This window comes from Leuconostoc garlicum, from assembly GCF_001998805.1.
Taxonomy (GTDB): Bacteria; Bacillota; Bacilli; order Lactobacillales; family Lactobacillaceae; genus Leuconostoc; species Leuconostoc lactis.
Genome location: NZ_CP016329.1, coordinates 1,188,180 through 1,207,993 on the forward strand (window position 1 = coordinate 1,188,180; position 19,814 = coordinate 1,207,993).

Annotated in this window: 18 protein-coding genes, 1 tRNA gene and 1 pseudogene; 18 read left to right on the forward strand and 2 right to left on the reverse strand. The window is 45.6% G+C overall.

Translation table 11 applies throughout. The features are described 5' to 3' along the window. The first annotated feature begins 141 nt into the window (after window positions 1-141). The 5 genes from A9176_RS06075 to A9176_RS06090 all read left to right on the forward strand — a co-directional run bounded on the left by A9176_RS06075 (window position 142) and on the right by A9176_RS06090 (window position 2,664). A complete protein-coding gene (locus A9176_RS06075; protein WP_077282607.1) occupies window positions 142-534 on the forward strand; it encodes a DUF722 domain-containing protein in 393 nt (130 codons plus the stop codon). A gap of 164 nt (window positions 535-698) precedes the next feature. After that, window positions 699-770 (forward strand) — tRNA-Phe (locus tag A9176_RS06080). 450 nt (window positions 771-1,220) lie between these two features. Next, window positions 1,221-1,391 (forward strand): hypothetical protein, encoded by a 171-nt coding sequence (locus tag A9176_RS08740; protein WP_157093700.1) that lies wholly within the window; start codon window positions 1,221-1,223, stop codon window positions 1,389-1,391. Window positions 1,392-1,439: 48 nt separating this feature from the next. After that, on the forward strand, window positions 1,440-1,619 hold the full coding sequence (locus A9176_RS06085; protein WP_077282609.1) for a hypothetical protein: 180 nt from the start codon (window positions 1,440-1,442) through the stop codon (window positions 1,617-1,619). 1 nt (window position 1,620) lies between these two features. Beyond that, window positions 1,621-2,664 carry a metallophosphoesterase gene (locus tag A9176_RS06090; protein ID WP_077282611.1) on the forward strand — a complete coding sequence of 348 codons (1,044 nt, stop codon included), beginning with the start codon at window positions 1,621-1,623 and terminating at the stop codon, window positions 2,662-2,664. Here the strand turns inward: A9176_RS06090 and A9176_RS06095 are convergent. Further along, window positions 2,661-3,467, reverse strand: a complete 807-nt coding sequence (locus A9176_RS06095; RefSeq protein ID WP_198150922.1) for an IS3 family transposase — start codon at window positions 3,465-3,467, stop codon at window positions 2,661-2,663. The two genes, A9176_RS06090 and A9176_RS06095, sit on opposite strands and share 4 nt — an antisense overlap. 153 nt (window positions 3,468-3,620) lie before the next feature. Here A9176_RS06095 and A9176_RS08745 point away from each other — a divergent pair. From A9176_RS08745 to A9176_RS06145, 11 genes and pseudogenes are all read left to right on the forward strand, one after another. After that, a pseudogene (locus tag A9176_RS08745) lies at window positions 3,621-3,725 on the forward strand (ECF transporter S component); the annotation flags it as partial. A gap of 311 nt (window positions 3,726-4,036) precedes the next feature. Continuing rightward, on the forward strand, window positions 4,037-5,977 hold the full coding sequence (locus tag A9176_RS06100) for a transketolase family protein (protein WP_077282615.1): 1,941 nt from the start codon (window positions 4,037-4,039) through the stop codon (window positions 5,975-5,977). Between the two features lies 1 nt (window position 5,978). After that, entirely contained in the window at window positions 5,979-6,812 is an 834-nt protein-coding gene (locus A9176_RS06105) for a shikimate dehydrogenase family protein (protein ID WP_077282617.1), read from the forward strand. Beyond that, the gene (gene aroF, locus A9176_RS06110; RefSeq protein WP_077282619.1) at window positions 6,809-7,819 is read left to right on the forward strand and encodes a 3-deoxy-7-phosphoheptulonate synthase; all 1,011 of its coding nucleotides are present in this window, start codon (window positions 6,809-6,811) and stop codon (window positions 7,817-7,819) included. The genes A9176_RS06105 and aroF overlap by 4 nt, the downstream gene beginning before the upstream one ends. Window positions 7,820-7,844: 25 nt before the next feature. Then, window positions 7,845-8,912, forward strand: a complete 1,068-nt coding sequence (gene aroB / locus A9176_RS06115) for a 3-dehydroquinate synthase (RefSeq protein WP_077282621.1) — start codon at window positions 7,845-7,847, stop codon at window positions 8,910-8,912. A 43-nt stretch (window positions 8,913-8,955) separates the two neighbouring features. After that, window positions 8,956-10,134 (forward strand): chorismate synthase, encoded by a 1,179-nt coding sequence (gene aroC / locus A9176_RS06120; protein WP_048701894.1) that lies wholly within the window; start codon window positions 8,956-8,958, stop codon window positions 10,132-10,134. 36 nt (window positions 10,135-10,170) lie between these two features. Further along, window positions 10,171-11,466 (forward strand): 3-phosphoshikimate 1-carboxyvinyltransferase, encoded by a 1,296-nt coding sequence (gene aroA / locus A9176_RS06125; RefSeq protein WP_077282623.1) that lies wholly within the window; start codon window positions 10,171-10,173, stop codon window positions 11,464-11,466. Then, a complete protein-coding gene (locus tag A9176_RS06130) occupies window positions 11,463-12,302 on the forward strand; it encodes a prephenate dehydrogenase (RefSeq protein WP_029509308.1) in 840 nt (279 codons plus the stop codon). Before aroA ends, A9176_RS06130 begins: the two co-directional genes overlap by 4 nt. 13 nt (window positions 12,303-12,315) lie before the next feature. Next, the gene (locus A9176_RS06135; RefSeq protein ID WP_077282625.1) at window positions 12,316-13,116 is read left to right on the forward strand and encodes a shikimate kinase; all 801 of its coding nucleotides are present in this window, start codon (window positions 12,316-12,318) and stop codon (window positions 13,114-13,116) included. After that, window positions 13,113-13,667: a hypothetical protein gene (locus A9176_RS06140; protein WP_029509311.1), complete on the forward strand. Its 555-nt coding sequence runs from the start codon at window positions 13,113-13,115 to the stop codon at window positions 13,665-13,667. The genes A9176_RS06135 and A9176_RS06140 overlap by 4 nt, the downstream gene beginning before the upstream one ends. After that, entirely contained in the window at window positions 13,664-14,551 is an 888-nt protein-coding gene (locus A9176_RS06145) for a type I 3-dehydroquinate dehydratase (RefSeq protein WP_029509312.1), read from the forward strand. Before A9176_RS06140 ends, A9176_RS06145 begins: the two co-directional genes overlap by 4 nt. A gap of 29 nt (window positions 14,552-14,580) precedes the next feature. Here the strand turns inward: A9176_RS06145 and A9176_RS06150 are convergent, their stop codons facing one another. Further along, a complete protein-coding gene (locus tag A9176_RS06150) occupies window positions 14,581-14,778 on the reverse strand; it encodes a DUF2929 family protein (protein ID WP_077282627.1) in 198 nt (65 codons plus the stop codon). A gap of 127 nt (window positions 14,779-14,905) precedes the next feature. On the opposite strand from A9176_RS06150, the gene A9176_RS06155 reads away from it, so the two are divergent. Beyond that, entirely contained in the window at window positions 14,906-18,259 is a 3,354-nt protein-coding gene (locus A9176_RS06155; protein ID WP_077282629.1) for a DNA polymerase III subunit alpha, read from the forward strand. 96 nt (window positions 18,260-18,355) lie between these two features. Next, window positions 18,356-19,777, forward strand: a complete 1,422-nt coding sequence (gene pyk, locus A9176_RS06160) for a pyruvate kinase (protein ID WP_010002699.1) — start codon at window positions 18,356-18,358, stop codon at window positions 19,775-19,777. Window positions 19,778-19,814: the final 37 nt, after the last annotated feature.

The window sequence follows — 19,814 nt, forward strand, 5'->3', positions numbered from 1 at the left end:
TTACAATGGTTGGATTTATATCGGTATATAAATTAATTTTAGACCACTTTAAGCACAAGTGACACATTTACACACCTGTGTAATTAAAACGCGTTATATGTCAAATTAGGTGGGTTAGAACGCAATGTAAGAAAGGAGATCATGGCAGATAGGATAGATAGTATTTTGAGAGACTACTTTTCTGGTCGTCTCGATTTAAAAATTAGACAACGTGAGTACGAATTGCGAAATGATCGCGGGCCGGTTGACGAAAATATCGGCGGTGGTAAAGCCTTAAATAAACACGCACGACCATTAGACGATATGATGATACGCTTGGAAAGCGACAAGACACTGCAGATGCTAATTAAGCAAAAGGAAGATGTCAAACGCTGGATAGCGACATTTGAACCTGACAAGCAGAAAGTAGTTGCGTATTATTATGCAAGCAAGTCTGTCACGTGGGTAAAGGTAGCGCAGCAATTTCACATCGGAGAAAGCACTGCGAAGTCTTGGCGGGTGGAGGTTAAGCACATTTTAGGAGCAGTATTATAGACAGATGTATATTACGAGCTGTTTTATGGCTTTTTATACATAAAAACAGGTGTAAATTAGTATTATCGAAAGATTAAACAAAGCGGGTTATTGCTCATCCCTAAAAGCATATTTGGGAGCTGGTTAGTAAGACACCGGTACAGAGTGAGCCAGCACCCAAATTTGGTCATATAGCTCAAATGGTAGAGCGCTGGAGTGAAGTCCCAGAGATTGTAGTTCAATTCTGTGTGTGACCATTCGCCTGACGAGGTGGTATAATACGATACAGATTTTATCTGAGTTGCGACTTCATTTGAAAGCGACTCCATACTAGTTAGGTAAACTCTGGGGTGAATGTATGGCAACGCGTCAGGTTCGAGTCCTGATCATTCACATTGCACTGCACCGGTGCATAAAAACGAGACGTGTGGCGGAAAAGGTAAAGCAAGACAACTAGAACAATCGAAAGTCTTAAAACTGTGGGGTGCAAATCCTCACCACGTCTTTGGCAGGTTGCGCAAGAGCGCCCCAGAATTTGAGTCGTTTTGGGTTAGAAATATCGGTTACAGGGTGCGACTCCCTGTCCTGTCGTTGCGGAAACGCAAACACAACTTAATGACCAGCTTGCCTGCCGGTCGTACATAACCAAAGAAATTGTGATAAAATAGATTTTAGTCACATTTGATTTTTTTTATTTGGAGAACATCATGAATGAAGACGATTTGAGACTTATTAGGCGGTCCACTCGATCGGCAGAAGTAAATACACGACAAAAAAAGATGCCAAAAAAACGGGGAACATTGCAGCGTCAAAAGGCGCGTTCTGAGCTGTTTGAGAATAAGAATATTAATTACCAAAAACATATGCGTGAGTTTTAGGTAACAAACACTAACACCTTAACGGGTGTTTTTTTATTGGAGAAAATCATGGATGAAGAAACGAAGAAACGTTTAAGGCATATCCATAACGCGACCAAAGTGAACAAAGAACACGCTGAAAATACTAGACGTCAGAGTGTTGAACGGCATGAACGTTCCAGAGCGCAAGTAAAAGCAGAAATTTACGACAATCGGAACATTAATTATCGTAAGCACGTGAGGTTTTAGTATGGCGTATTTTAAATGGACCGATGAATACAAGTCACTGGTTAAAAAATTATATACACAAGGCATGAATACGCGTCAGGTTATCGACTATTTTTATGATCATTACGGTTTAAATGTTAGTCGGCGGTCAGTGCAAAGATACAGAAAAGGCGCCACTCATACACCTGTTAAAGAAACCAAGATTAAAGATGTAGCGCGTGGTACTGAGATTGTGCTAAATAAAGACGGCAGTCAATCATCATCAACTACATTGCAGATGACAAGTGAACAGGCTAAAGACCCTGATTTCGTTTTGAGAGCGCACGGCTTTGATCCAACTGAATGGGATATTATTTCGGCCCGCAACAACTTTTGGCAACAAAATAGCCAAGAGAATGGCTTGATTGATTTATATCAGTCTAAGATTACGGTTAAGCCTAAGGTTGGGAAAGTATCAATTGATGATGCGTTATCTGTTTTTAACCGTGATATTAAGCCTGTTAAAGTCAGCAACGTCACTAAAGGTCATAACAGCATTCTTATCCCGCTGTTTGATATGCACTTTGGTATTACACGTATTGATAAATTGCAGGGGCATTTGCAACAGATTGCAAACATTTTGAAATCAGGTCATAAAAACATTGAAATCATCATTGGCGGTGACGTACTTCATTCTGACTTTATAACAAAGTCTCAAACTTCCAGTAATACGCAACTCGACCTTGTAAAAACAATTAGAGCTTTAAACGAAGCAGAAGAGTTCTTCAGCTCGCTGATTGAATTGTCGCTTAAATATAGCGGTAATGTTGAAGTTAAGGCTGTTTCTGGAAACCATGATACAGATAGCCAGTACATGTTTGTATGGGGGTTGAGTAAGAAGTTCCCACAGGTTGTGTTTGAAAACGTTCCTAACACTGAACGGCTGGCATTTCAATTCGATAAGATCGGTGTCATGGTTGCCCACGGTAATTTAGCCCTTAAACGCTTACCGATGCTGTTTGCTAACGAATACAGCGACATTTGCTCAGAAGTCAATAAATTGGACTATTTTTATTCAGTTAATTAGGCGACATTTGAGATACGATTTCGATTATAAAAATTGATATACCAACCAATGGCTGCTTGGACTTCAGTTAATGTTTGGTATGCCTTCAAATAAACCTCTTCACGCTTCAATATTGAATGAAACGCTTCCATACGGCCATTATCGTACGGATGGCCTTTGAGTGAATATGAATGTTTCAAGCCATAATTTTGACATTTAATATTAAACTCAGCACTCGTGTATTGTGACCCCATATCTGAATGAATAATGACTGGCTTTCGATGCTTATCTAACGCCATCTGTAAGGCACTTGTGGCTAGCTCGGCTGTCATTGTATCGCCAATTTTAGAGCCCAATACTTTTCTCTTCTCAGGATCCAAAACGGTCGCTAAATAGACCCATCTATGATTAGTCAACTGAATATAAGTGATATCTGTTTGCCAAACACCGCTTAAATCATGCAAATGTCTAATCAGATTGGGTTTTTGATCAACCGTCACAACAGTTTTGGGTTTGCGATAATGTTTTTGCATGCGTGATCTAATCCCTAATTCACGCATTAATTTGAGTGTCATATATTCAGATATTTTTGGACAGTCATTGTTTAGTTGACTATAAGCAGCAATACGACGATAGCCATAAAATTTAAAGGTTTTCCAAACGTCTAAAATATAAGGTTTTAGGGATTCTCTACGCTTTTCTTGTCGACTGGGCTGCCAATGGCGCCAGTTGTAATAGGTACTAGGTTTGATTTTAAGTGCACTTAAAATACGCACAAGCGCGTAGCCTTGTGCTAAAAATTGATTAACTAGCGGCAATCCCACATTACGGACTATTTTTTGGCTAGTAAGATGGCCGCTCAATGCCTGTCAGGCTATGCGTGATAAAATTTCGTTTTCTTCCTCCAAAATAGCGAGGCGCTTCTCTAGTTGCTTAACGTCTTTTAAAGTCTGCATGGCATGGGCATTAATGAAGTCGTCGCAGTCTTTTTGGTTCAAGTGGGGACAGATTACCTTGATCGCTTGATCGGTGTTTATGTGGTAGCGATTGTTTATCCCGTCATTCATCGCTATATTAAATAATTATCACTTATTTTTAATTTATTGTTGACAACTATCATTTTTAACGTTATAGTAAGAGCATCAAATAGGAACGAGAAAAATCATGAACAATACAATCTTGAAAAACAATAGCTATTATTACTTCTGGTTTATGTAGTACCGCCGCATGTTAAGTGCGTCGGTCAACGACGCACTTAGCGGCCAGAGGTTTTTCAAGGTTGGGTCACTAAGTGGAGTGTAACACTTAGTGGCTTTTTATTTTAACAGGTGAACTGTTGTGGTAAATCGTGCTGGGGGTTACACCCTGCACGATTTTTTTATGAGGAAGAATAATGAGCGAAACATTAGTAAAACCTGATATTGCCACGCAGACGATTAATCAATTACGATTACTCGCTAACCAAATGATTACCAAAGCAGGCTCGGGTCATCCAGGGATTGCTTTGGGAGCGGCGCCAATGCTCTATGAATTGTATGCGAATCAATTGGTGATTGACCCGGCACAACCCGAGGCGCTTAATCGCGATCGGTTTGTGCTATCAGCAGGTCATGGGGCAGCATTGCTGTACGCCACTTTGCATGCCGCAGGTTTTGCACTATCGGCTGCTGATTTAGCCGCGTTTCGTCAACCACATTCAAAAACACCTGGGCATCCTGAAGTGGGGGTGACACCAGGCGTGGATGCGACCACTGGGCCACTGGGACAAGGATTAGGCATGGCAGTTGGTATGGCGATGGCAGAAGCTAAACTTCATGCCCAATTTCCAACGGTCATTGACCACTTCACCTATGCGCTAGTTGGGGATGGTGACTTAATGGAAGGCATCAGTCATGAAGTCGCGACGCTGGCTGGCCAACAGGCGCTGGCAAAACTGATTGTGTTCTACGATGATAATCAGGTGAGCTTAGATGGCCAGCGGGCGCGGGCCGATACGGCGGATAATGTCGCCCGATTTGCCAGCTATGGTTGGGATGTACGACGCATTACTGATGGTAATGATTTAGCGGCCATTCATGATGCGATTGAAAATGCCAAATTGTCACCAGAACCCACGTTGATTGCGGTGCGGACAACCATTGGTGATTCAGGACCATATGCTGGGACGCATCAAGCCCACGGGACGCCGCTAACACCGGCCCAACTCAACGCTTTAGCGGATAATTTAGGCACCACATTAACGACGAACTTTAGCCTCGATGAGCCACTCGTTACCCATATGCGTAACAAAATAATGCAGCGTCTCGCACAACAAACAAAGCCGAGTGCTGCCGAGTTACAAGCTTATCTTGAATTTGCGCAATGTCAGAGTCGACAAATACCAACCCTGAATGCTACCGCGCAACACCAAGCAGCGCGCACAATTGGAAAAATCACGTTACAAACAGTCGCTCAAACTTGGCCACAGTTGTGGGGTGGGGCTGCGGATTTAGCTAGTTCCACGCAAACGACGATTACCGATTCATCCTTGTTTGCGCCAAATAATCGTACGGGTCGTAACATTGGATTTGGCGTAAGAGAGTTTGGTATGGGCGCAGTCATGAATGGGATTGGGTTACACGGTGGCACCAAAGTGTTTGGTAGTACATTTCTGGCATTCTCCGACTATATGAAGGCCGCCATTCGTTTGAGTGCCTTGCAGCACGTCCCTGTCATTTATGTCTTTACCCATGACAGTGTCACGGTGGGTGAAGATGGGCCGACGCATCAACCAGTTGAACAATTAATGGGGTTGCGCCTGATTCCTGGGGTGAACGTCTTACGACCCGGGACAGCTGAAGAGGTGGCGGCCGCCTGGCACCAAGCCCTGTTATCAACAGATACACCCACGGTTTTAGTCTTAAGTCGTGGCAGCTTAGGTGTACAGGGCACACCAGCACAAGCGCATCAGGCCATGATTGCTGGGGCCGCACAAATTGTCGCGGCACCAGCGGCCGTCGTTAATTTGATTGCCACAGGGTCAGAAGTGCAGTTAGCACTGGCTGTTAGCCAACAGCTCCCACAGACTAGTCGGGTCATTTCAATGCCAGACTTACAACGTTTTCTATCGCTTGATCAGTCAAAAAAAGCTGCAATCATCCCCAAAGACCAGGCTAAAAATGTGATAATAGAAGCAGGCACAACGCTTGGTTGGCAGGCTGTTGCCGGCGATGATGGCTTGATATTTGGCCTTGATCATTTCGGCATGAGCGCTGCACCGCAAACCGTTCTTGAAGACGTTGGTTTGGCCGTGGATGTGTTGACTGAAAAAATTACGCAATATTTAGGGAGTTAGTATGACAATATATGGTTTGGTTGCCCAACCGGCTATGCATTCGCTATCACCAGTGATGCAAAATAGGATGATCGCCGCACGACAAATCGATGCGTATTATCAAGCATTTGATGTTGCACCCGAACAACTGGGTGCTGCGGTTGCAGGATTACGGGTCCTATCAGTTGGTGGGTTCAATGTTTCGACCCCCCATAAATCAACCATTATCCCGTATTTAGATGAGCTCACACCACTGGCGCAACGTCTGCAAGCGGTGAATACGGTCAAAAATGTAAAAGGACGCTTGATTGGAACGAGCACGGATGGCGATGGTTTTTGGCAAAGTATCCCGCGTAACCAACCACATGAACGGGTGGTGTTGCTTGGCACTGGTGGCGCTGCGCGTGCCGTTATGGCAACAGCACCACAATACGGGGTACGGCAATTAACCGTGTTTAACCGTGCGCATCTAGATTGGTCACAACGGGAAACAACCGTGGCATATCTCAGCCAAGGGATTGGGCAATTGGCCGATTTGGCTGATAATCAAACACTCTCAGCAGCTTTACAACAAGCCGATTTGTTAATTAATGCTACAACGGTAGGGATGAATGATGCCCGCACCTTATTAACGGATTACCAAATTGGCCTCTTGCCACAACACACGTTAGTGGTAGATATGATTTATCGTAACCAACAAACAGGCTTATTACGCGCCGCTGCTAGTCGTCAATTACCTACGCAAAATGGGTTGGTGATGCTAGTGAATCAGGGCGCATTAAGTTTTGAATACTGGTTTAACCAACCAGCTGATCGCCAGTTGATGGCAGAAACAATTCGAGGATTAACAATATGATTATTATTGCAAATAACAATACCACTGCCCAACATTTGGCCGATAACCTGAGCACAGGTGATCCACTTAAACCGGTATTTGTCCACAACAACCGTGTGGCATTAGCCGGCGTTAAAACATTATCAGATGAGCTACTGGCACCTTTTAAAAATGACATTATTGAGGTTATTACTAACCACCATACCGCCATTGCGTCATCACGTGACTTCCATCCAGAAGACACGGTGATTACGACCAAGCATTCTGTCATTGGCGGCGACAATTTTGTCTTTATGGCTGGGCCAGATGCCATTGAAAGTCCGGACCATGTGATGACCATGGGTGAGGCCGTTAAAAAGGCTGGGGCAACGATTTTACGTGGTGGGGCCTTTAAACCACGCACATCACCTTACTCATACCAAGGGAATGGTGAAGCTGGTCTTCAAGCGCATCGTGCCGCTGCTGATGCTTTGGGGATGGATATGGTCACCGAGATTTTGGATACCCGTGACGTTGAGCTTGTGGATCAGTACACGGATATTTTCCAAGTTGGCACACGCAATATGCAGAATTTTGCCTTGTTGAAAGCTCTTGGACAAAAGCGGAAGCCTGTTGTCTTGAAACGCGGGATGTCTGCCACGATTGATGACTTGTTAAATGCCGCCGAATACATTGTGGCTGGTGGGAATACGCAAATTATTTTAATGGAACGCGGTATTCGCACTTACGATAATAAGTACACGCGCAACACCATTGATGTGTCAGCGATTCCAGTATTGCAGAGCTTGACTCATTTTCCAGTGATTGCTGATGCCTCACATGCCGCTGGGGTTGCAAAATTTGTGGCACCGTTGGCTTTGGCAGCGATTGCAGCGGGGGCTCAGGGCTTGATGACGGAGATTCATGATGATCCAGCGCATGCCTTTGTTGACGGGGCGCAAGCATTGACCCCAGCAGAATTTAGCGCATTAGCGGACAAAGCGCGTCGGGTGCGTGAGGTTGTGCAAGCTGATTTAGTGGCGCAATGATATGGCATGTGAGAAAGGAAAGATCATGACGACTGTAACTGTCAATGTTGGTCAACAGGCTTATGACGTTAAAATTGATGATAATAACCACACGCGCATTGGCGACGAAGTCGCAGCCGTTTGGTCATCACGGCAAATCGCTCTAATTACTGATAGTCATGTTGGGCCACTTTATTTAGCCGATACGACACGCCAACTCGAAGCGGCCGGCTTTCATGTTTTACCACTCGAAGTGCCGGCTGGCGAACAATCAAAATCGCTCCAAGTTGCCGGTGATCTAATAAGCGCCCTGGCCGAGCATGGATTTACCCGCAGTGACGGGGTGGTGGCGTTAGGTGGTGGCGTGATTGGTGATTTAGCTGGCGTGGTAGCATCACTGTATATGCGTGGCATTGCCTATATTCAAATTGCAACCTCGTTGACGGCGCAAGTGGATTCATCAGTTGGTGGTAAAACTGCTGTCAATTTAGGCGCAACCAAAAATATTGCTGGCACTTTTTATCAACCTGACTTGGTCTTAGTTGATCAGACTTACTTAGCTACTTTGCCGGATCGTGATTTAGTGGAAGGCTATGCGGAAGTGGTGAAAACGGCTGCGTTAGCCGGATCTGAATTTTTTGACTTGACGGGTAAGATTCGGAGCATCCCAGATATTCGCACCCATGCGCAAGCATTATCAGCCCGCGCCATTGCTTACAAAGCAGCGGTCGTGATGGCGGATGAAAAAGAAGCCGGTCAGCGGCAGTTCCTCAACTTTGGCCACACGTTAGGTCATGCGATTGAATTACTGGCACATGGGGATCTGCGACATGGTGAAGCAGTGGCGATTGGTATGATGGCGTTGACTGAACGCATGGCGCGTGATGGCATTTCACCAGTTGATCTTGTCCCAGCATTACAATCTCGATTAACGGCAGTTGGTCTGCCAATTACCTCTGATTTGCTAGGCACACCAGCCTTCTTTGACCGATTGGTTAATGATAAGAAAAATCATGCCGGTACTTTGAACCTGGTTGCGCTCGCTGAGGTTGGGCAACCCGTTATTGTGCCCAAAGCGTTATCCGCTATGCCGGAATTTATGGCATCAATTTGATTTGAAAGGAATTGCGCCTGTGGGCGCAACATATAATAAGACGATGAGATATACAACTGCTGGCGAGAGCCATGGCCCAGAAGAAATTGCTGTGATTGAAGGGATTCCTGCCGGCTTACACCTTACCCAAGAAGACATTAACGAACAACTTGCACGGCGCCAACGCGGGTATGGTCGGGGTGAGCGTCAAAAGATTGAAACAGACACGGTCACTTTTTTAACAGGGGTGCGGCATCAGTACACGCTTGGTTCACCAATCACTTTAAATGTGCACAATGATGATCACAATAACTGGTCAAAAATTATGGCGCCTAACACGCCGGCTACACCGGAAAATACGCTCCGGAAAGTATTGCGACCAAGACCAGGTCATGCTGATTTGGTGGGGGGGATCAAATACCGCCACCATGATGATTTACGAAATGTGTTAGAACGTTCCTCTGCCCGAGAAACGACGATGCGCGTGGCGGTCGGTGCTGTGGCTAAGAAACTATTAGCTGAAATAGGCGTGGATGTTCATGGTTTTGTGGTCAATGTTGGGCCAGCTAAATCCGATTTGAGCCAGTTAACCCAGTATCATGACTTACAAGCTTTACGTGAGGTCACGGAAAGCTTTGAAACCCGCGCCCTTGACGCTGCAGCCGATGCGGCGATTCGTGACGTGATTGATAAAACGAAACGCGATGCCAACACGGTCGGCGGTCAGGTCCAAGTCATTGCAACTGGCATGCCAGTTGGTTTAGGGTCTTATGTTTCAGCTGATGAAAAATTGGACGGTAAAATCGCACGGGCTATTGTCGGGATTAACGCGTTTAAAGGCGTGCAATTTGGCGGTGGTTTTGACAATGCTGAAAAATATGGCGACCAAGTGATGGACGAAATTTTTTGGGATGCGGAAAAGGGTTTCTATCGTGGCTCAGACAATTTAGGCGGCTTTGAAGGTGGCATGACAACTGGGGAAGCGATTGTGGTGCGTGGCGTGGTGAAGCCGATTCCAACACTTTATCGGCCAATGCAGTCGGTTGATATTGATACCCACCAAGATCACAAAGCGTCCATTGAACGTTCCGATACGACGGCGGTGACGGCAGCTGCGGTGATTGCCGAAGCGATGGTGGCCATTGAGTTGGCTAAGGCCGTTTTGGATAAGTTTGATGCCGACAATATTGACCGGATGAAAGAACAGGTCGCGGCCTACCGTGAAGAAGTTCGTCGTTTCTAACAAGATATTTTCAGATAACAGGAAAAAGGAGAGGCTATGATTCGATTAACGCCCGCCCCGACAACGGGCTTACACGGGCAACTAACTGTCCCTGGGGATAAATCTATTTCACACCGCGCCTTGATGTTTGGGGCGATTGCCCAAGGCATGACTGAAATTGAAAATTTCTTAGATTCTGATGATGTGTTACACACCATGCGCATTTTTCAGGACTTGGGGGTTCAGATCACACAAACCGGCACACATGTCCGCATTCAAGGACAAGGACTTGAACATTTTCAGGCGCCCAACGCGCCATTAGACATGGGAAATTCAGGGACCTCCACACGCTTGTTAATGGGGTTGTTGAGTAAACAGCCCTTTGACATGACAATTTTTGGGGATGGCTCATTAAGTCAGCGACCGATGCAACGTGTGTTAGCACCGTTATCACAAATGGGGGCGCAAATTACGTTGACCGATGGTGATAAATTACCAGGTGTGATTCATGCGAATCAAGCGTTAACCGGTATCACCTATGAGATGCCAGTGGCGTCTGCGCAAGTTAAAAGTGCCATTATTTTAGCTGGGATGCAAGCCGCGGGACAGACGACTATTATTGAAAAATTGCCTTCACGTGACCATACTGAACGCATGCTGCGCCAATTTGGCGGTCAAATCCAGGCAGATCATGGCGTCATTACCTTGTCACAGCAGCCAACACTGATGGGCCAACATGTCGTAGTACCAGCTGATATTTCCAGTGCTGCCTTTTTCATTGTGGCTGCCTTGATTACCCCAAATTCTGAGATTACTTTGAAAAATGTGGGCATTAATCCAACGCGCGATGGGGTTTTGCGTCTGCTACGGCGGATGGGCGCTGACTTAACGCTGACTCATGTGAATGACGGCTATGAACCGACTGCAGATATTACAGTGCGCGCCCAACCGTTACACGGGATACAAATCACCGCTGCAGATATTCCTAGCGCTGTAGACGAAATCCCCATTTTGGCCTTAGCTGCCACGCAAGCACAAGGGGATACTGTCATTTCGGGTGCGGCTGAACTGCGGGTGAAAGAAACAGATCGTATTGCCACGGTGGTTGCTGAATTAACAAAGTTGGGCGCAGATATTGAGGCCTTACCGGATGGCATGATTATTCACGGTGGCACACCACTACATGGTAGCAATGAGTCCACGTTGTTAGAGACGCATGGGGACCATCGGATTGGTATGATGAATGCGGTGGCCGCTTTGATTGCGCATCAAGATGTTGTGATGACCGGTGAAGATGCGATGAGTGTCTCTTATCCTGGATTTTTGGCCGATTTGATGCAGGTGATGCGATGAACATTGTTGTGCAAGGGTTAGGAGAAATGGGGGCGTCATTGGCGGTTTGTTTGAACGCCCAACCGGCGCATCACGTGATTGGTGTTGATCAAGACCCAAACACGTTAAAACTAGCGTTAGCCCAAGGAATTGTTGCCGAAACGGCATCACAATTAGCGCCAGTCGCTACGCAAGCTGACGTCATTATTTTAGCAACACCCGTGACAGGGATTATCCAAGCATTACAGACACTCGCGTCGCTGCCTTTGAAATCGGATGTCATCATCACAGATACTGGCTCGACAAAACGAGACATTATGGCTGTAGCAGCCACGCAACTCGCTCATGTGGCCTTCATTGGTGGACATGCGATGGCAGGGACGCATTTAAGTGGGGTGACTGCCGCCAACCCACAGTTATACCAGCAAGCACCCTATTTCCTCATCCCGAATCAAAAAGGGCAGGCTGCTTTATCGACATTGCAAGCGTTGTTGGCGCCCTTACAGGCGAACTTTAAAACGATTGACACAACCACCCATGACCACTTGATGGCGATGATTAGTGATGTGCCACATATTGCGGCGTTTGCGTTGATGAATGCAGCGGTTAAGCAACTTGGGGATGTGGCCGATTTTGGGCAATATGTAGCCGGTGGCTTTAAAGATACCACGCGCATTGCAGCCAGTGACCCCAAACTTTGGACGGACGTTTTAATGAGTAATCAAGCAGCGGTACTTGCCAGTACGCAACAACTGATGGCGGAACTGACTGCATTTAATCAGGCATTGGCCGCACAAGACACTGACCAATTGTTACGATTGATTCAATCTGCGCAAAAGGCACGACAACATTTATGAGGTAGCGACAATCATGTTGACAGCACCAGAAACATTGCTATTGGTTGGATTTATGGGCGCCGGCAAAACGACGATTGGTCAGGAAATTGCCCGCCAACACCAAGCCAATTTTATCGATTGTGATTCAGAAATTGAACGCCGCGCTGGCCAAACGATTCCAGAAATTTTTGCCAGTCAAGGCGAGGCGGGTTTTCGTGCGCTGGAGACCCAAGTTTTAGCAGATTTGCAGACGTTTAAAGGTGTCGTGGCGACCGGTGGTGGGGTGATTGAGCGGCCGGAGAATCGGGCGATATTGCAAGCCTCATCGGCCACAATTATTTATCTGCATGGGAACTTGGAAAGTACGATTAGTCGTTTGCTGAACGAAGGCCAACGGCCGTTGTTGCAAGAAAAATCAACCGCAGCATTTTTTCAGTTATGGCAATTACGGGATCCGTTATATCGTAGTGTGGCACATGTCACAGTGGAAACGGTTGGTAAAACGCCTGAACGATTGGCAGCAGAAATTATCGCGTTATTTAGTACGCCGGAAGATGAATTAGATTTGTTACAATTACGCTCGGAAATTGATGCGCTTGACCGTCAAATTTTTCAAATGATTGAAAAACGGATGCAAATTGTTGGGGCCGTAGCCGAGTACAAGGAAAAATTTGGCATGGCTACCGTACAAACAGCGCGCATGCAACAGATGCGTGATTTATTGAAATATGATTTTGCGCAATCGGCTGATATCTCAGATGACATGATTGATCAAATTATGACCATCCTGACAAATTCAGCGATTAATAAAGAAAATAAGCAGTTAAAGCGATGAAACTACACACGTTAGGGCCTGTCGGAACCGACTCAGAACAGGCAGCAAAAGATTACATTACCGACCAGACGTTGGTTTTACATCAAGATTTTGAAAGTATTTTAACACATTTAGACGATTATGCCGGCGATCAAATTCTCGTGCCAGCAGCGTTTAAATCGCATCAATTGCCAGCGTTGGATTGGGCAAATTTTAACTATTTGGCTTGGGAAAAGGCAACCATTGTGGCCACGTTTGCTCGGCCTTTGATGACGCTTGTTGTGGTTGAAAATACCGCTTATGCACGCAATGTGGCTGTCATCCATGCCGCAACTGAGGGGTTATTGGCCCAATATTTACGCGCTAATAGCTTAGATAATGCCTGGGGACCCTCGGTGATTTTTGCCCCCAGTAAGCCTGTCGCCATGTCAGCCTTTATAAATGACCAAAATCGGTTTACAATTATATCAGAAGCACAATTCTTAAAATTACCAGAAAGTGAAGACCCAAAGTACCAGGTGCGACAACGATTAAGTCCACAAATGGTCTGGGTTGTCTATCAAATCAAATGACATTACGAGAACAATTACACCTTCCTGAAAGCCCAACTGGTAAGCCAGTTATCGCTGTGCCATTAATGCTTGGACCAACTGATAAATTGACACCGTTTGCCCAGCAACTCCAAGCCCAAAAGCCAGACGTAGTGGAATGGCGTGCCGACTATATTGCGGATGATTTTAGTGAAGCGGTGATGTGGCAACAGGTGAAAGCAGGGGCGCAAGCAGCGTTAGCGCAAAAAGATGTTTCCGCGATGACGGAAGCTAAAATGTTAGCAGAAATCGACCAAGCCCAGCAGGAATTTAAGGCGAATTGGCCGATTATGAACCAACAAATCATTAAAGAACTGACGGGGTCAGTGTTTGAGACGATTGGCGACTTTCCCATTATTTTGACGTATCGCACGCAAGCACAAGGTGGTCGGGGCGAAATGTCACCACTTGAATATACGTTGTTCATGGTCAATGCGTTAAAATCGGGTTATCATTTTGCCGCTGTTGATGTGGAATATACGTTAGCTGCCGAATTCCGTGATAAAATCATGGCGGCCGCGCGTGCAGTTGGTGTGCCCGTTATCATGTCGTATCATGACTTAAATGAGACACCAGATGTGCCGGTTTATTTAGCTGATTTGGCGGCAACGGGTGCTGATATTGTGAAACTTGCGGTGACACCACATGATGAAGCGGATGTTGAGCGGTTATTGCTAGCCACACAAGCCGCACAAATTGCGCAGCCGCTCATCACCATTAGCATGGGGCTATTGGGACAGCGGTCACGGATTGAAGGGTATCAATATGGCTCAGAAATGACCTTTGCGGTCTTAGATGGCCAACCTGTAAGTGCACCAGGACAACTCACAATAAGTGAATTAAGAGCAGCTTGGCAAGCCAAATAAAAAAATCGCGCAATAATTTGCGCGATTTTTTATTTTTTATGAATGATAGCTTTTGATGCGGCTGAGCCTGAAATTGCAGGGATTGCAATGATCGCAATTTCGCCAACAATAATGGCCAAAACGGCAGCACCAACAAATGAATAAGTACCACCAGTTAATTGAGACACAATGTAACCCAAAATTTCGCCAAATACAGCAGACCAAAAAGCAACAGTAATGAATTTCATACTTTTCACCTCTTTACAGAACTATCATACGCTTATTCCTGAAAAGCGCAACCTTTTTTCACGATTTTCGTGTATAATTAAAGGGAACAAAGTTTCGTATCATGAAGCGAAATTATGCGGAGGGCTAATGTACGCACCGTTACAAATTTTAAGCGCCTATAGCTTACTAAAAAATCCTAACACGATTCCTCAAATTGTTGCAACAGCGAAAGCACGGCACTATGAGGCGATTGCCTTAACCGATCTCAATGTGATGTATGGGGCAGTCGAGTTTTACCGAACGGCTTTGGAAAATAATCTTAAGCCGTTATTTGGCGTAACTTTGGAAGTTAATGGATTAGTGAACACGGCGACAACGTTTCCCATGATTTTAATCGCAGAAACGCAAGTCGGTTATCAAAACTTAATGTGGTTATCGTCAGCGAAAATGACGGCCAAAACGCCTGATTTAACGTTGGCGGCATTGTCAGAGCATTTAGAAGGAATTAACGTGATTTTGCCAGGCGATAGTGAATTATCACAGTTCATTGCGTCGGCATACGATGATGTGGCGCAATATTGGCAAACCCTTACGACTTATATTGCGCCAGCACATTTATATTTGGGGATTAACCCCCAGATGGCGCCACAAATCCAAACCCGTCTTGCTGAGTTCCAAGCGGCAACCCAAGCACAATTGATTGCACTAGATGACGTTGCGTATCTGAATGCAGATGATGCGTTCACGACCCAGGTGTTAAAGTCAATTGATGCCAATGTCAAATTAGAGGGCATTAAAGCGTTGGCCCAGCAATCAGGCACCCAAATTTTACAAGATTACAACCAGGTCAAGGCCGCCTATCAGACGAGTGATTTCTTAAAGGCGGCCTTTTTGGCCAATGAAGCCTTGGTAGCCAGAAGTCAAGTCACGTTGACTTTTAGTCAGACAGCTGCTTTACCGGCGTTTCAGTTGCCAGCTGGTATGCCGGATGCCGGCACGTATTTAAAAACGTTGGCCGAGAAAGGTTTGGCAGCGCGATTACAAGGCTTGCATGTCGATCAGTCCCGTTATCAAGCGCGTTTAGCACATGAGCTGGCAGTGATTGATCAGTTGGGCTTTAATGATTATTTCTTAATTGTTTGGGATATTGTGAATTTTGCTTATCAAAACCATATCCAACTCGGGGCAGGGCGTGGATCAGCTGCTGGGTCATTGGTAGCGTATGCATTGCGCATCACGGATGTGGATCCACTGCAGTTTGGCTTACTCTTTGAACGTTTTTTGAATGCGGAACGTGTCCAAATGCCAGATATTGATATTGACTGGCCGGATAATAAACGAGACGTTGTTTTGAAATATCTACATGACAAGTATGGCCAGCGTAATTTTGCTCAGATTTTAACGTTTGGCACGTTAGCCGCTAAGCAAGCACTGCGCGATACGGCGCGCGTGTTTGGTGTCTCGCAGCAAATGATGAGCCGGATTAGTAATGCCGTGCCAACAGGTAAACAAGGGCGAAAAGTCTCAATTCAAGATGCGCTCCAAGCAGGTGATGGGCTCCAAAAGGTCTTGTCAGAACTTGATGACGGGCAATTACTGCTAAAGGTTGCCCAACAAATCGAAGGGTTGCCACGAAACTATTCGACGCACGCAGCGGGTGTCGTGTTAAGTGCCGATACACTGGTGCACACATTGCCGGTGCAGTCAGGGACTGACGAGCGCTTATTGACGCAGTTTGAAAAGGATACGGTTGAGGCGTTAGGACTGCTAAAAATTGATGTCCTAGGGTTATCAAACTTATCCATTTTGGCACAAACTTTATATGAAGCACGGCAGCAATTGCCAGAGCACTTTGATATTAGCCGTGTGCCATTGGATGATGCGGCAACACTTGCTTTGTATGTTAAAGGCGATACCAATGGGATCTTTCAATTTGAATCGGCAGGCATTAAACATGTCTTGCGGCAATTGCAACCGGCCACCTTTGAACATATTGTGGCGGTTAATTCGCTTTACCGGCCAGGGCCCAGCCGTAACATTGAAAGCTTTATCAAACGGCGGCATGGTCTTGAACCCGTGACGGTGCCTGACGCCAGCTTGAAAACTATTCTAGCGCCAACATTTGGCATTATTGTGTATCAAGAGCAAGTCATGTTGGTTGCTGAAGCTTATGCTGGTTTGACGCTTGGGGAAGCGGACGTGTTGCGTAGTGCCATGTCAAAAAAGAAGCCGACGCAAATGGCGGCGATGCAAGAAAAGTTTATTAATGGGGCAGTAGCCTTGGGACATGATCGCCAAGAAGCGGCCCAAATTTTTGCTTATATTGATGAATTTGCAAACTATGGCTTTAATCGCTCGCATGCGGTGGCGTATAGTAAGTTGTCTTTCCAATTGGCTTATATGAAAGCCCATTATCCAGCGGCATTTTTTACTGCTGTGTTAAATGCCAATTTAGGGTCACCGGAAAAGGTGCGGCTGTATGTTGCGGAAGCTAAGGCGCGTCAATTGCAAGTAGCAGCACCGCACATCAATCAGTCACAACGTTTTTGGACAGTTAATCAAGGCGTCTTGCAAATGGGACTTAATAATATCCGAGGTTTGCGAACTGATTTTGTGGCTGCTGTCTTGGCTGAACGGACAGCTAATGGCCCGTTCCAATCAATTCAATCCTTTGTGCGGCGTCTACCAGAAAAGTTTAGAAAACGGGACACGCTGCGTCAGCTAGTTTATGCGGGAGCTTTAGATACATTCGGCTACAATCGGATGGAACTTGTTACCGCTTTAGATGATTTGATTGAAGCGGCTAGCTTTGGCGACTTAATTTTAAACGAAACCAAAATTAAGAAAGTGCCGGATTGGGATTTGACGGAGAAGTTAGCCTATGAAAAAGAGGCGATTGGGGTGAATTTATCGGGCTATCCACTGGATGGGTATGCCAGCTTAATTGCTGATCACAATTACCAAGAGATTGCTGATTTGACTGAAAAGACTGATAAAAAGCAACCGGTGACCGTTATTGCCCTCATTGACCAAGTGCGCACAACCCGTACCAAAAAGGGTGAAGAAATGGCTTTTGTCACAGTATCAGATGCGACGGGCACAACTAGTGTGACCGTTTTCCATCAACTTTATGACAAAGTGAAAGCTGACCTAAAGGTTGGCGCCATCATCCAATTCACGGGCCGTGTGGATCACTATAATGGGAAAATTTCAGTGGTGGCCGATCACTTGAGTTTGGCTCCGGATTTAACCCAATCACAACAAAAAGGGACGTGGTTTTTGCAGTTTGATACCGCACATGATACGCAAGAAAATCGCCGTGACGTTATTGCCGTTTTGAAAAAGTATCATGGTAATAATCCCGTCGTGATTCATTGGCAAAATGACCAAAAAAATCAACAATTAGCACCGGCATTTTGGTTAAGTGATGAAACCGCTATCATGCGTGAACTGGCGCCATTGCTGGGAAATGACAATGTGGTCTTTCGACGAAGTCATTAATATTATGGCTTGTATAAACACCTAAGAATGTATAAAATAGAGCTTGGGTAGTGTTGCACAAGCAACAACCAAGATAACTAAGGAGCATATTTAACCATGAAAAAGACGAAAATCGTCTCAACACTTGGTCCGTCATCATCTGATGTCGAAACAATCGTCAAGTTGATCCAAGCGGGTGCCAACGTATTCCGCTTCAACTTCTCACACGGTGATCACGAAGAACACTTGGGCCGCATGAATGCTGTTCATGAAGCTGAAAAGATCACAGGTAAGACAGTCGGTATCTTGTTGGACACAAAGGGTGCTGAAATCCGTACAACAAAGCAAGTCGATGGTAAGATTGAATTCCAAACAGGCGACGTTTTGCGTATCTCAATGGACGAAAACCTTGAAGGTACAAAGGAAAAAATTGCCGTAACCTACGCAGGTTTGTTTGATGACGTGCAAGTGGGTGGACAAGTCTTATTTGATGATGGTTTGCTTGGCACAACTGTTCTTGAAAAGGATGTTGCCAACCGTGAACTTGTTGTTCGTGTTGACAATGATGGTATCTTGGGATCACGTAAGGGTGTTAACGCACCTGGTGTTTCAATCAACTTGCCTGGTATCACTGAAAAGGATGCTGATGACATCCGCTTTGGTTTGGACCACGGTATCAACTATATTGCCGCATCATTTGTTCGTAAGCCTGAAGACGTGCTCGAAATTCGTGAGCTGTTGAAGGAAAAGAACATGGAACACGTGCAAATCGTGCCTAAGATCGAATCACAAGAAGGTATCGATAACCTTGATGCTATTATTGCTGTTTCTGATGGTTTGATGGTGCCACGTGGTGACATGGGTGTTGAAATTCCAGCCGAAAACGTGCCTTTGGTACAAAAGGAAATGATCCGCAAGATGAACTTGGCTGGTTTGCCAGTTATCACTGCGACACAAATGCTTGACTCAATGGAAGAAAACCCACGTCCAACACGTGCCGAAGCTTCCGACGTTGCCAACGCTGTCTTCGATGGTACTGATGCCACAATGTTGTCAGGTGAATCAGCTAACGGTGAATACCCAGTTGAAGCCGTTGCAACAATGGCTGCTATCGATGAAAAGGCTGAATCATCATTGCCTTACTACGGTCGTCATCAAGATCTTCACTTTGATGAAACTGATTCAACTGAAGCTGTTGCTTCAGCTGTATCACGTATTGCCCACAGCGTAAACGCTAAGGCAATCGTTGTGTCAACAAACTCAGGTTACACAGCACGTATGGTATCAAAGTACCGTCCAGAAGTTAACATTTTGGCCGTGACTTATTCAGAACGTGTACAACGTGGTTTGACTTTGAACTACGGTGTCTTGCCAGTTGTTTACGAAGCCCCTGCAACAATCGATGAAATGATTGCATTGGCTAAGACAGCTGTTAAGGAACAAGGTTTGGCTAACTCAGGTGACACAATTGTTATCGCAGCCGGTGTACCAATGTCACAATCTGGTACAACAAACATGATTACTGTACAAACAGTTTAATCAAATCAATTGCTTTAAGTGAAATAGCCGCTAGCGG

Bases quoted from the DNA above. Each gene is read 5' to 3' on its own strand.
- A9176_RS06100 (WP_077282615.1), top strand. From the start codon at position 4,037: ATGAGCGAAACATTAGTAAAACCTGATATTGCCACGCAGACGATTAAT.
- A9176_RS06090 (WP_077282611.1), top strand. From the start codon at position 1,621: ATGGCGTATTTTAAATGGACCGATGAATACAAGTCACTGGTTAAAAAA.
- aroF (WP_077282619.1), top strand. From the start codon at position 6,809: ATGATTATTATTGCAAATAACAATACCACTGCCCAACATTTGGCCGAT.
- A9176_RS06145 (WP_029509312.1), top strand. From the start codon at position 13,664: ATGACATTACGAGAACAATTACACCTTCCTGAAAGCCCAACTGGTAAG.
- A9176_RS06140 (WP_029509311.1), top strand. From the start codon at position 13,113: ATGAAACTACACACGTTAGGGCCTGTCGGAACCGACTCAGAACAGGCA.
- A9176_RS06155 (WP_077282629.1), top strand. From the start codon at position 14,906: ATGTACGCACCGTTACAAATTTTAAGCGCCTATAGCTTACTAAAAAAT.
- aroB (WP_077282621.1), top strand. From the start codon at position 7,845: ATGACGACTGTAACTGTCAATGTTGGTCAACAGGCTTATGACGTTAAA.
- A9176_RS06130 (WP_029509308.1), top strand. From the start codon at position 11,463: ATGAACATTGTTGTGCAAGGGTTAGGAGAAATGGGGGCGTCATTGGCG.
- aroC (WP_048701894.1), top strand. From the start codon at position 8,956: ATGAGATATACAACTGCTGGCGAGAGCCATGGCCCAGAAGAAATTGCT.
- aroA (WP_077282623.1), top strand. From the start codon at position 10,171: ATGATTCGATTAACGCCCGCCCCGACAACGGGCTTACACGGGCAACTA.
- A9176_RS06150 (WP_077282627.1), bottom strand. From the start codon at position 14,778: ATGAAATTCATTACTGTTGCTTTTTGGTCTGCTGTATTTGGCGAAATT.
- A9176_RS06075 (WP_077282607.1), top strand. From the start codon at position 142: ATGGCAGATAGGATAGATAGTATTTTGAGAGACTACTTTTCTGGTCGT.
- A9176_RS06085 (WP_077282609.1), top strand. From the start codon at position 1,440: ATGGATGAAGAAACGAAGAAACGTTTAAGGCATATCCATAACGCGACC.
- pyk (WP_010002699.1), top strand. From the start codon at position 18,356: ATGAAAAAGACGAAAATCGTCTCAACACTTGGTCCGTCATCATCTGAT.
- A9176_RS06135 (WP_077282625.1), top strand. From the start codon at position 12,316: ATGTTGACAGCACCAGAAACATTGCTATTGGTTGGATTTATGGGCGCC.
- A9176_RS08740 (WP_157093700.1), top strand. From the start codon at position 1,221: ATGAATGAAGACGATTTGAGACTTATTAGGCGGTCCACTCGATCGGCA.
- A9176_RS06105 (WP_077282617.1), top strand. From the start codon at position 5,979: ATGACAATATATGGTTTGGTTGCCCAACCGGCTATGCATTCGCTATCA.